Origin of the sequence: [Mycobacterium] manitobense (genome assembly GCF_025821665.1) — a bacterium.
GTDB lineage: Bacteria > Actinomycetota > Actinomycetes > Mycobacteriales > Mycobacteriaceae > Mycobacterium > Mycobacterium arseniciresistens.
Map to the genome: position 1 here is coordinate 14931 of NZ_JACKSJ010000079.1, position 12459 is coordinate 27389.

Below are 12459 nucleotides of genomic sequence, written 5' to 3' on the forward strand. Positions count from 1 at the left end.
CCCTGCCCTTCGGGCGGGAGGTGCCCCCGCGCGCAAGCGCTCGTCGGTCATGACTGGGCCGCCTTCGCCTTCTGGTCCGCGTCGTCCTCGACGATCAACAGGGACTCCTCACTGCGGTGCATCAACTTCAGGATCAGCGGCATGACGAGCAGGATCGCCATCAGGATGTAGGTGATGATCGCCACCGGCTCGGTGAACAGGCTCGACCAGTCGCCGCCGCCGAGCTGAAGACTCTGACGGAGTTGACGTTCCACGCGCGGCCCGAGGATCACCCCGATGATCAGCGGCAGCACGGGCAGGCCGAAGCGCCGCATCATCAGGCCGAGCAGGCCGAACACCAGCAGCAGCGCCAGGTCGAGCGGCTGCACGTTCACCGCAAGCGCACCGAGCGTCGCGAAGAACAGGATGCCGGCGTACAGGTAGGGCCGGGGTGTGCGCAGCAGCTTCGCCCACAGCGGCGCCAGCGGCAGGTTGATCAGCAGCAGCAGCAGGTTGCCGATGAAGAGGCTGGCGATCAGCGTCCAGATCAGCAACGGCTCCTTGTCGAAGAGCGTCGGGCCGGGCTGGATCCCGTACGACACGAAGGCGGTCAGCATGACGGCCGCGGTGGCGTTGGTGGGCAGACCGAGCGACAGCATCGGCACCAGCGTGCCCGCGGCCGAGGCGTTGTTGGCGGCCTCCGGCCCGGCGACACCTTCGATGGCGCCCTTGCCGAACTCCTCCTTGTGATTCGAGAGCCGCTTCTCGGTGATGTAGGACAGGAACGTCGGCAGCTCGGCGCCGCCGGCGGGCAGTGCGCCGAATGGGAATCCGTAGGCGGTGCCGCGCAGCCACGGCTTCCACGACCGCCGGAAGTCGTCACGTCCCATCCAGGGACGGCCCACCGGGATCACCTCGGCGGGGCGGCGCCGGAGGTGTGCGGCGACCCACAGCGCCTCGCCGACCGCGAAGATGGCCACCGCGATGACGACGATGTCGATGCCGTCGGAGAGCTGTGGCAGCCCGAACGTCGCGCGCGGCTGGCCGGTGAGGAAGTCGATGCCGACCACGCCGATCCCGAGACCCAGGAACAGCGAGATGGCGCCGCGCAGTTTGGAGGCGCCGAGCACCGCGGTGACCGCGACGAGCGCGAAGATCATGATGGCCAGATAGGACGGGGCCCCCAGCGACACCGCGAACCGCGAGATCGGCGGTGCGAAGGTCGCCAGCAGGGCGGTGCCGATCGCGCCCGCGACGAACGACCCGATGGCCGCGGTCGCCAGGGCCTGTGCGGCGCGCCCCGCCTTGGCCATCTTGTTGCCCTCGATCGCGGTGATCACCGAGGACGATTCGCCCGGGGTGTTCAGCAGGATCGAGGTGGTGGAACCGCCGTACATGCCGCCGTAGAAGATGCCGGCGAACATGATGAACGCCGCGCTGGGGCTGACGTTGTAGGTGACGGGAAGCAGCAGCGCGACCGTCATCGCGGGCCCGATGCCGGGCAGCACGCCCACCGCGGTGCCCAGCAGCACGCCGATGACCGCGTACAGCAGGTTCATCGGGGTCGCCGCCTCGGCGAATCCCTGGAGCAGCCAGTCGAAGTTGTTCATCTACAGGATCCCGTCCAGAATGCCTGCGGGCAGCGGGATCCCGAGCCCGGAATAGAAGGCGTAGAAGCTCACGAGCGCGAGCACCACCCCGATGGCGAGATTGCGCACGTAGTGCCGGTTGCCGAGAATCGTTGCCGCACCGGCGAACAGCAGCGTGCTGGTGATCACCCAGCCGAGCGGTTCGACCAGCAGGATGACGGCGACGAACACGCCGACGAGCATCCCGACGGTGCGCCAGTCGCTGGGCGCGTCCGGGTCGACGTCCTCACCGGCATCGGCCTCACCGACCGATCCGCGCGGTATCGCCACCGCGAGGATGACGGCGAGCACGATCAGCACGATGCCGATGACCATCGGGAAGGCCTTGGGGCCGACCGGGTCGACCTTGGCGAATCCGGGCTCCAGCGCCAGCGCGCCGTAGATGAGGAAGGCGCCCACCGCGACGAGCACCGCGCAGACGAGGTACTGCGCCTTGTCGATCCGCTTCTCGTCGAGGACCGGTTCCCGGTCCGGTGGTTCCTGGGCCGGCGGTTCCGGCCTCTCGGTGGTGGTCACAGCAGCCCCAGTTCGGTCAGGGTCGAGGAGACCCGGTTGTCCTGGTCCACGAGGAACTGCTCGAACGCAGGCCCGGTCACGAACGCGTCGGTCCAGCCGTTCTTCACCAGGGCGTCCTTCCAGCCCTGTGAGGCGTGCAACTCCTCGAGCACCTTGATCATCTTCTGCTTGGCATCGTCGGAAATGCCTGGCGGAGCAAGGACTCCGCGCCAGTTGGCGAAGGTCAGGTCGATGCCGGACTCCTTGAGTGTCGGTGCGTCGATGCCTTCGACGCGCTCGTCGCTCGACACCGCGAGCACCCGCAACTGGCCGGCCTCGATCTGGTCGATGAGCTCACCCGGGCTCGACGTGCCCGCGGTGATCTTGTTGCCCAGCAGCGCCGTCAGTAGGTCACCGCCGCCGTCGTAGGTCACGAAGTTGACCGACTTGGGGTCGACGCCGACGGCCTCGGCGGTCTCCATCGGGAACAGGTGATCCGGTCCGCCCGGCGAGGATCCGCCGCCGATGGTGACCTTCGACGGATCCTTCTTCCATGCCGCGACGAAGTCCTGGATCGTCTTGAACGGCGAATCGGCGGGCACGAAGATCGCGCCGGGGTCCTCGATCAGCTTGGCCAGCGCCGTCGCGTCGGACGCCTTGATCTTCGAGCCGTTGGTGTACGTGGCGCCGACGACACCGAGCCCCATGGTCATCATGAGGTCGTTGTTGCCCTTCTCGTTCATCAGCCGGGCCATCGCGACGGTGCCGCCGGCGCCGATCACGTTGAACACCTCGATGCGCCCGGTGATGTCGTCGTCCTCCATGATCTTCACCGCGGTGCGCGCGGTCAGGTCATAGCCGCCGCCGGGGCTGTTGGGGACCATCATCCGGAGCCGGTGGAACTCCTCGTTCCCGTCGCCGCGCGTGACGCCACAGGCCGTCAGCACCAGGAGCGCGGTGAGCGCGAGGCCCAGCGCCCTCGGTAGTGCGGCCAGGATTCTCTGCACAGTCGTCCCCAATCGGCAGCGGTGTGATGCTCAGCAATACTGGACCCCGTCAGTGATGTGCGTCACTGATTCGAACGCAAAGGAAGATTTGGTCATTAAGAACACGGACCACTCGCGGTGGGCGCCGGTCATCCGGGCGCTGTCCGGGCGCAGCCTCGCCGGACAGTTCCTGGCATTCCAGCTGCTGGTGGTCGCGGTGGTGCTGCTGGCGGTGGCCGGCTTCTCCGTAGCGGAGTCGACGCGGGAGTTCCGCGACGTGCGGGGGCAGCGGTTGATCGCCGTGGCCGAGAACGTGGCGTCGACACCGGTGGTGCGCGACCGCTACGACGATCCCGCGGCCGCACAGACCCTCGCGCCGGAGGTCGACCGCGCCGTCGCGCTGTCGGGCGCCGGGCTGGCCGAGATCATCGACCCGGCCGGGGTGGTGCGGGCGTCATCTGACCCGTCCCGGGTGGGCCGCCAGACAGATCTCGGGCTGACCCGGGCCGACGAGGGACGGGCGTGGTTCGGCGACGGTGACATCGACGGGGTGCACAACCTCATCGGTCAGGTACCGCTGCTGTCCAGCAGCGGTGAGGTGCTGGCGATCGCATCGGTGAGTGAGCCCTACCCGTCGGTGTGGGGGCTGGTGAGCGGAGCCGGCGAACGGCTGTTGTTCTACCTCGGTATCGGCGCGGCGTTGGGCATGCTCGCGTCGTGGCTGCTGTCGCGGCGTATCAAACGGCACACCGGCGGCCTCGAGGTCGCCGAGATCGCCGGGCTGGCCGACCATCGGGAAGCGTTGCTGCACAGCATCCGTGAGGGCGTGGTGGCGGTCAACAACGAGGGCGGCATCACGCTGCTGAACGACAGCGCACAGGAACTGCTCGGCGTGGCGGGCACGGCGGTCGGTCGCCGCGTGGACGAGGTGGGGCTGGATCCGGCGGTGGTGGAGTTCCTGCTCTCCGGCGAGGATCGCCGTGACGTGGTGATCGCCACCCGGACCCGGGTGCTGGCCCTGAACCGGCGCGCGACCACCAGTGCCGGCCGGCGGATCGGTACGGTGACCACGATGCGCGACAGCACCGAACTGGCCGCACTGCAGGCACAGCTGTCGTCGCACAAGAGCGTGACCGACACCTTGAGGGCCCAGACCCACGAGTTCGCCAACCAGTTGCACACCATCTCCGGCCTGGTTCAGCTCGGTGAATACGACGCCGTGCGCGACCTGGTCGGCGACCTCACCCGCAGGCGCGCCGAGATCAGCGACGCGGTGACCCGGCGCATCTCCGATCCGGCGGTGGCGGCGCTGCTGATCGCCAAGACCACGCTGGCCGCCGAGAGCGGAGTGGCGTTGCACATCGACCCGGACTCGCACCTCGGCGCGCTCGACCCGGCGTTGGCCACCGACGTGATCACGTTGTTGGGCAACCTCATCGACAACGCAGTGGACGTGTCGGTGGGTTCGGGTGTGGCGCGGGTGGTGGTGGCGATCGCAGACTCCACCGGGCTGGAGGTGTCGGTGTCGGATTCGGGTCCCGGTGTACCCGAACATCTCCGGGAGGCGATCTTCGCTCGCGGCGTGACGTCGAAATCGGATGTGCCCGGTGGTCGCGGCATCGGCCTGGCGCTGGTGCGGCTGGTGACCGCGCAGCACGGCGGCAGTGTCGAGGTGACCGATCGGCCGGGCGGCGGGGCGACGTTCGTCGCCAGGCTGCCGGGGGTGCTGGCCCGTGCGTGACGTGCTGGTGGTCGACGACGACTTCATGGTGGCCGACATCCACCGCCGGTTCGTCGACCGGGTGGACGGATTCCGGGCCGTCGGCGTTGCGCGCACGGGAGGCGAGGCGCTCGTCGCCGCACGCGACCTGAGACCGCACCTGATCCTGCTCGACGTGTACCTGCCCGACATGACGGGGCTGGAGGTGCTGCACCAGTTGCGCTCGGCAGGTGACCGGGTGGGCGTCATCATGATCACCGCCGCGCGCGAACTGGACACTGTCAGTGGCGCATTGGACGGCGGGGCCGCCGACTACCTGATCAAGCCGTTCGAGTTCGCGCAGCTGCGGGCCAAGCTCGAGGCGTTCGCCGCACGGGCCGATGCCCTCGAATCCGACCGCGGCGCCGACCAGTCGCTGATCGACGCGCTCTTCGGCCGGCCGGCGACCTCGGCCGAGGCACTGCCCAAGGGGCTGGGCGTCGAGACCGGCAGGCTGGTGCTCGACGCCGTCCGCGACGCCGGTGAGGTGTCGGCGGCCGAATGTGCCGAGCTGATCGGGATCTCGCGGGTCAGCGCGCGCCGGTACCTCGAGCACTACCTGAGCACCGGCGCACTCGAACTCCGGCTGCAGTACGGCGTCGGCCGACCGGAGCGCCGCTACCGCGCCCGCGGCTAGACGGCGGTCGGCAGAACCGACACCGTGATCGGGACCTTGGTAGCGGCCCCGTACTTGTCGGTCACCGTGACCTCGAAGGTGTCGGTCAACCCTGGCGTCGTCGCGGCGGCACGGCGTCCGGCCGCCGACGGCGTGTAGGTCCAGGTGCCACTCCTCGTCACGTACACGGTGCCGTAGGTGGTCCTGGTGGGTCCGGAGAAGGTGAAGGTGTCGCCGTCGGGGTCCGAGGCCGTGACCGATCCCTTGATGGCGCCGGTGCCCGTTGCGGGAGCACCGATGGTCGGTTCGTTCGCGATCGGGGCCGAGTCCCTCGGAGCGATCGCCGTGGTCACGGTGACCGTCTTGATGCCGCCGTGTCCGTCGTCGACGGTTACGGTGAACTTGTCGGTGTCGGTGATCGAGGTGGCCCGCGCCCGCTCCCGCGCGGCGTCGGTCGGGGTGTAGACGAATGTCCCGTCCGGGGCGAAGACCACCGACCCGTTCGCGGGCTGGCTTGCGGTGTAGGTGATCGTGTCGCCGTCGGCGTCGGTGACCGCGACCTTGCCGGTGGCCGTTCCGCCCACCGGGTCCGCCTTGTTCACGGTGGCCCTGACCGACGACGGCGCAGTGTTCTTCGGAACGATGTTCACGGTGACCTGTTCGACATCCACGCCGCCGTACTCGTCGGTGACGGTGATGGTGAAGGTGTCGGTCTTGGCGGCATCCGGTGCGCCGGTCTTGGCGGCGGCGTGGCGGGCGGCGGCAGTGGGCGTGTACGTCCACGACCCCGTCGACGTCACCGTGACGGTGCCCTGGTCGGTGGTCGAGCCCGCGTAGGTGAACTTGTCCTTCTCGGCGTCGACCGCCGTCACCTTGCCCGTGACCGTGCCGGTCGTCGTGCTCGGTGCGTTCTTCGTCACGGTGGCGACGGGTGCGGTGTTGGGCAGCGTGTCCTTCAACCGGAGGACGATGGCCGTGCCGTCGTGGTCGCCGGTGATCCCGCCGTTGCCCATGTCGACGACGTCGACCTGCTCCGCGGCGCCGCTGTCGATGAGCGACTGCGCGAGATCGTCACGTGCCGAGTCGAAGGACAGGTAGCCGTGCGTGGTGCCCTGGGTGCTGAACGCGCCGGTCCAGACATAGCCTTGGCCGTCGGCGTCGGGGGCGGGTCCGAACATCCGGCCGTGGACGTTCGGGGACCCACCGTTTCCGTAGGCCTGCAGGAACCCGCTGGGCTGCTGCCCGTAGGTCTGCCCGCTGATGAGGCCCTTGTAGCCGGTGCTGTGCGGGGTCTCGACCGGGTAGCCGGAGACGGCCAGCGCCCGGTTGAGTCTGCGGGTGGACTCCTGGGGGGTGGTGGACGTGTCGTCGATGATGATGACGTTGACGGGCTCCAGCAGTGGCCGGCCACCGTCGGTCGCTCCGCCATAGTTGGCGATCTGCCCGTTGGACTTCAGCATCCAGGTGCCGATGTTCCCGTGGGCGGTCGGGACGTAGTCACCGGGTTGGGGTGTCACCACTGTGGTCGCGGCGGCTGCGGTGACGAGGCTTCGCGGTGCCACGGTGTTCGGCGCGACCGTGGATGCGTTCGTCAGCAGCGCGTTCTCGGTCTCGCGGCGCAGCATCTGCAGCACGCCCAGCATCGCCAGGTTCGGCGCTGCCGGTAGGTCGCCGGTGCGTGCGCCGGCAGGAGAGGTGAGGCCGACCGCGGCGAGCAGGCTCGAGACCGCCGTGGCGACCTGCCGCGCCGGCGGCGCAACGGAGCGAGGTGTCGTGATTTCGGTTGTGAAAGCGACCGATTCGGTGACGACGCGTTGCACGGTCAGGCCTGCGGCAGAGACGGATGCGGCAGGGCCGGGGGCCGTGGGCGCGTCGACGGGAGTTCTGCCGGCCTGCTCGGCAGTGGCACTGTCCTGGACCACGGTGCGGACCCGGTCGGACAGCGTGCGGGTGTTCTGAGGCCGGGCGGGCGCACGGGTCCGTGAGTCGACCTTCGTGTCGTCTCCCCCGGAGGTCGGGCTGGAGCCGTCGAAGGGATCGGCCGGTCTGGAGATCTCAGCGGGCACCAGAGCGCGAATCGCCGCGGAGAGTCGTTCGGAGAACGGCGCGCGCTCCCCCGCTTCTGCGGCCTGCTCACTCTTCGTGGCCCCGTCGGCGCTGCCGGTCCGGTCCGCCGTCGCGGTGCTGATTTTCGTGTCGTCGGACCGAGCGGCCCGGCGTGCGGCGGCGGTACCGCGCCCACCATCGCTCTGCTGCAACCTCGGCAGCCTCGGAGAGCGGGGCTTGGTCAGCTTCACGCCGTCGGATGCCCGGCCCGCCTTGGCGCCGTCAGCGGACTCATCGGTTGACTTGTCGTCAGCCGCAGCTTGTTTGGCGCCGCTGCTGCTTTGAGAATCGGTTCCGGTGGAGTCGTCGGCACTCGCGACTCCGCCTCCGGCCGCTGCGGCACCGATCCCCAACGCCACCGCGAGCGCACCGACACGACCTACGTAGTTCGCGGCCCCCGCCGCCTGCCCGGTGAAGATCGTCCGGTGAGTCGCGGCATTGACCGCGCTGTGCTGCCCCATGAAAAAGTCCCCATATCCCCGCCGCGCACAGGTCCCCGTCACGAGGTGCTCAGCCGCTTATCTGTGGCCGCATTCTATGCTTGCTGATTCCTCAGTAGCAATGACCGGCCACGGTTGATCTCCTTTGCATGTAAGTGATCTTGGCGAAGTGTGGCGCCGCTCATCAGTTGGGCGTGGCATGGAGTCGATGGCAGCGCAGCGAAACGCCGCGACTTGGCCGGTACGACGCGATCCCATCACCGAGCAAACTCGCTCCTCGACGGCCGCTACCGCTCTGGCAGATAGTCAGAACGGCGGTTCGTCGGGTTGCGGTGGTGGGTCGGGCGGGGGTCGCCAGTCCGGTGGCAGCACTTCCGATTCGTAGGGTTCGTTGACCCAGCGCATGAACGGGCCTTTGGTGGGTCGGCCGCCTTTGAACAGCATCAGCATGGTGCGGTGGCGGTTGCGGTCCTTGCGGGCTTCGATCTCGCGGCGGCGGGCCCGCTCCAGGGTGCGGTGGGCTTGATTGATCGGGCGCAGTGCGCGGTTCTTGGCGCGGCGGCGCTCGATGCGGGTTGCGCGTCTACGTAAGGGGTTACAGCGCGCGGGTGCGGGTGCCGCGCACGGACGACCGGCCAGTGCGGGGAACAACTCGACGCCCCCGGGCACGGTGCGCAGCTGGCGCCCGTCGGGAGTCGTCCACACCACCGTGCCGTCGGGCAACTGCAGGTCACGCCATCCCTGCACGAACGTCTTGGCTCGATGATGTTGACGGCACAGGCATTTGAGGTTCTCGGGCACGGTCTTGCCGCCCGCCCGCGGGTCGACATGGTTGAACGCAATGGTGTGGTCGATGTCGCAGCGTTGGGCGGGCCGGTCACAGCCGGGGAAGCGACAAGTCAGGTCCCGCATCCGCACGAAGCGTTCCACCGCCGCGGTCGGCTGGTACCGCAACGCCTGCTCGGCGGTGACGACCGGCGGGTTCAGCGGCCGCAGCGTCGCTCCCTGAGCCAATTGGCGCACCAGATCGGCGTCGATCACCCCGAAACCCTCCAGATAGCCCGGCCGGTTACCGGTACCCACCACAGTGGATTGATCGGCGATCACGTTGATCACGAACTTGCCCGACGGCGCGGGCGGCGGGGGTGGAGGCGGCGAGGGCGCCGAGGGCGCGGCACACGCCTCGACCTCCCCGGTGTCAGCGGCGGTCTGGACGTCCCTCGTGTCAGCCGCGTTGTCGGCGGTGGTCTTGTCACCTGTGTCGTCGGCCGGCGCGGGAGCCGGCTCACCCGCAGCGGGTGTCACCGGGCGGGGGGCACACGCCGCACACCGGCAGGCCAGTGGCCGTCCCTGCGCCATCGCGGCCACCGCGTCCGCGCGGCGCTGAGCGAGGGTCCGCGGATCCTCGCGGCACACCCCGGTCGCGAGCTCGCCCAACGTCCGGTCGAAGATCACCGCAGTCTCGGCGTCCACCACACCGTCGACCTTGGCCGTACCGTCACCCACCGCGATCACGTCCATGTGCCGGCGGTCTTCGGCGCGCTCCCGCTCCTTGACCGCATCGCGATCCAATGTGCGCACCGCGGCGTCCACCGCATCGATCACCCGCTTACGCGACCAGGACTGCCACCGCGACACCCGCTCGGCCAACTGCGAATCCAGGGCCGCGATGATCCTGCGATCACTGACCAGCTCACTGCGCGACACGATGATCTGCACGGTGCGCCAGTCGATGTCACCGCGAGCCAGCACCGCGGCCACCTTCGGCAGCCGGCTGTCCAACGCATCGGCCTGCGACACCATCACACTGGCCGCCGCCGCCGACAGATTCATCGCCGCGGCCACCTCCGCACTGGTGCGCTGCAGCCCGGTGACGATCATGTAGCCGCAGTCCGGGTCCTCGGCTTCAGCCTCCCAGGTGCGCCGGCTCAGCAGCTCCGCGATCGCCGCCAACCGCCGCCCCACCAGCCTCGACTCCTCCCGATAGGCATCGGTGATCACCGCGACCACCTCACCCGTCGACGCCGACTCGAACATGTGTTCGAGTGTACTGAAACGGTCTGACAAGCCGGGCTCGCGAAGGCGACTACTGTGAGTGTCTCGACTGGGAGACAGAAGGCGGGACGAACGTCCCTGCCCTTCTCAGGGTATCCGGCACCGGGGGGCTTGCCGCAAGGCCGGGGTCATGGCGCACACTCGCTGCTCCACGAGTTCGACGAAGGAGACAGCAGAGGTAGTGAGGGATCTGGCGTACGACGACGAACTGCAGGCCGAGCGCGACTATGTCGCCGACCTGTACGCCCGCCTGGACACGGAACGCGACCGGGCCAAACGCCGCTACCAGGAGGCGCTACGCGGTCCCATCGACAAGATGGACGGCGGGACGCTGGTGGCGCGCGACGCGGAGGTGCATGCGCTCGCCAAGCAGATGGCGCGCCTGGATGTGGCCGACCACGGCCTGTGCTTCGGCCGCCTGGACTCCGTGTCGGGCGAACGCTGCTACATCGGCCGCATCGGGCTCCTCGACGAGGACAACGGGTACGAGACCAAGCTGCTGGACTGGCGCGCCCCCGCGGCGCGGGCCTTCTACACGGCCACCGGCGCGCATCCGGAAGGCATGCGCCGCCGCAGGCAGTTCCACACTCGCGGCCGGCAGCTGCTCGACTTCACCGACGAGATCTTCGGCCAGATCGGTGAGGAACGCGGCGACGCCGCGCTGCTCGCCGCCGTCAACGCGCCGCGCGGCGAGGGCATGCGCGACATCGTCGCCACGATCCAGGCCGAGCAGGACGCGATCATCCGGCTCGACCATCCGGGAGTGACGGTGATCGAGGGCGGTCCCGGCACCGGCAAGACGGTCGTGGCGCTGCACCGAGTCGCCTACCTGCTCTACACCCAGCGCAAGCGCATGGAGCGCCACGGCATCCTCGTCGTCGGGCCGAGTCCGGCGTTCCTCGAGCACATCGGCCGTGTGCTGCCGTCCCTCGGCGAATCGGACGTGGTGTTCACGACCCCCGGCGATTTCGTGCCCGGGTTGCGGGTGACCGCGGAGGACGCCCCGGACGTGGCCCGGCTCAAGGGTTCTCTGGCGATCCTCGACGTGCTGGCCGCGGCCGTCGCCGACCGGCAGCGCGTCCCCGGCGAACCGCTGACCATCGGACTCACCGACGTCACGGTGCGCATCGACGCCGAGACCGCCGAGTGGGCTCGGGAGGAAGCCCGGTCGACCGGTCTGCCGCACAACGAGGCGCGAACGAAATTCCGCGAGATCGTCGAGTACGTGCTCACCGAACGGGCGATCGCCCGCATCGGGCGAGGGTGGCTCACCCGTGACGACCGCGGCGCGTGGGAAGAGATGCGGAAGGGCCTACTCCGCGAGCTCAGGGACAACGCGCAGTTCATCGCCGCGCTCGACGCATTGTGGCCGCTGTTGACCCCTGAGGCACTGCTGAAGTCGCTGTACGAATCCCCCGAGCGGCTGGACGCGGCCGGCGCCGACCGACTGCTCCGGCGCGCCGACGGCGGCGCCTGGACCGTCTCGGACGTGCCGCTGCTCGACGAACTGGTCGACCTGCTGGGCCGCGACCGGGCGGCCGACCAGGCCGCGGAGAAAGAGCGACAGGCCGAAGCAGACTATGCCGCAGGGGTTCTGGACATGATGCTCGCGCGCGAGGACATGATGGACGACGAAGACCATCTGCTCGCGAGCGACGTGATCGGCGCCGAGGACCTTGCGCAGCGCTTCGAACAACGCGACATCCGAGACGTCGCCGAACGCGCTGCCGCCGACCGCGACTGGACCTACGGCCACGTCGTCGTCGACGAAGCGCAGGAACTGTCCGAGATGGACTGGCGGGTGCTGATGCGGCGTTGCCCGGCCCGGTCGTTCACGGTGGTCGGCGACCTCGCCCAGCGTCGCTCGGCGGCAGGGGCGACATCGTGGGCGGAGATGCTCGATCCGCATGTGCCGGGCCGATGGGTGTACCGCTCGCTGTCGGTGAACTACCGCACGCCCGCCGAGATCATGGCCGTCGCCGCCGCGCTGCTCGCCGAGTTCGCACCGGGCGTGCGGCCACCGGATTCGGTGCGCGCCAACGGCTTCCGACCCTGGTCCCGTCGTGTCGGCGACACCGACCTCGCCGAGGCCATCGGCGATTTCGAGCGGGACGAGGCCGCGCGCGAGGGCACCAGCGTGGTGATCGGCCCGCCCGGCGTGCCGGGCACGGTGCCGCCGTCGGAGACCAAGGGCCTCGAATTCGACGCCGTCCTCGTGGTCGCGCCGGAGCGGATCCTCGCCGAAGGCCCGCGCGGCGCTGCCGAACTCTACGTCGCGCTGACCCGCGCGACCCAACGACTCGGGGTCCTGCACGAGGGGCCGCTGCCGGCGGTGCTCGCCGGACTCGCCGACGCGGACACCGAAGGCGCTTGA

The 12459-nt window shown here is 69.4% G+C and carries 8 protein-coding genes; 3 read left to right on the plus strand and 5 right to left on the minus strand.

Annotated features, from left to right (window positions below; all coding sequences use genetic code 11):
* Nucleotides 1–47: 47 nt before the first annotated feature.
* The 3 genes from H7I41_RS10350 to H7I41_RS10360 are packed head-to-tail and all read right to left on the minus strand — an operon-like array spanning nucleotide 48 to nucleotide 3130.
* The gene (locus H7I41_RS10350; RefSeq protein WP_264012488.1) at nucleotides 48–1589 is read right to left on the minus strand and encodes a tripartite tricarboxylate transporter permease; all 1542 of its coding nucleotides are present in this window, start codon (nucleotides 1587–1589) and stop codon (nucleotides 48–50) included.
* The gene (locus tag H7I41_RS10355) at nucleotides 1590–2144 is read right to left on the minus strand and encodes a tripartite tricarboxylate transporter TctB family protein (protein WP_372503722.1); all 555 of its coding nucleotides are present in this window, start codon (nucleotides 2142–2144) and stop codon (nucleotides 1590–1592) included.
* Nucleotides 2141–3130: a Bug family tripartite tricarboxylate transporter substrate binding protein gene (locus H7I41_RS10360; RefSeq protein ID WP_264012489.1), complete on the minus strand. Its 990-nt coding sequence runs from the start codon at nucleotides 3128–3130 to the stop codon at nucleotides 2141–2143. The genes H7I41_RS10355 and H7I41_RS10360 overlap by 4 nt, the downstream gene beginning before the upstream one ends.
* 55 nt (nucleotides 3131–3185) lie before the next feature.
* Between H7I41_RS10360 and H7I41_RS10365 the strand changes: the two genes are divergently transcribed.
* On the plus strand, nucleotides 3186–4850 hold the full coding sequence (locus H7I41_RS10365; protein WP_264012490.1) for a sensor histidine kinase: 1665 nt from the start codon (nucleotides 3186–3188) through the stop codon (nucleotides 4848–4850).
* Nucleotides 4843–5505: a response regulator gene (locus H7I41_RS10370; RefSeq protein ID WP_264012491.1), complete on the plus strand. Its 663-nt coding sequence runs from the start codon at nucleotides 4843–4845 to the stop codon at nucleotides 5503–5505. The genes H7I41_RS10365 and H7I41_RS10370 overlap by 8 nt, the downstream gene beginning before the upstream one ends.
* On the opposite strand, the gene H7I41_RS10375 is transcribed toward H7I41_RS10370, so the two are convergent.
* Entirely contained in the window at nucleotides 5502–8051 is a 2550-nt protein-coding gene (locus H7I41_RS10375) for a cadherin-like domain-containing protein (RefSeq protein ID WP_264012492.1), read from the minus strand. The two genes, H7I41_RS10370 and H7I41_RS10375, sit on opposite strands and share 4 nt — an antisense overlap.
* A 285-nt stretch (nucleotides 8052–8336) precedes the next feature.
* The gene (locus tag H7I41_RS10380; RefSeq protein WP_264012493.1) at nucleotides 8337–10067 is read right to left on the minus strand and encodes an HNH endonuclease signature motif containing protein; all 1731 of its coding nucleotides are present in this window, start codon (nucleotides 10065–10067) and stop codon (nucleotides 8337–8339) included.
* Nucleotides 10068–10266: 199 nt separating this feature from the next.
* Here H7I41_RS10380 and helR point away from each other — a divergent pair, with 199 nt between their 5' ends.
* The gene (helR, locus tag H7I41_RS10385; RefSeq protein WP_264012494.1) at nucleotides 10267–12459 is read left to right on the plus strand and encodes an RNA polymerase recycling motor ATPase HelR; all 2193 of its coding nucleotides are present in this window, start codon (nucleotides 10267–10269) and stop codon (nucleotides 12457–12459) included.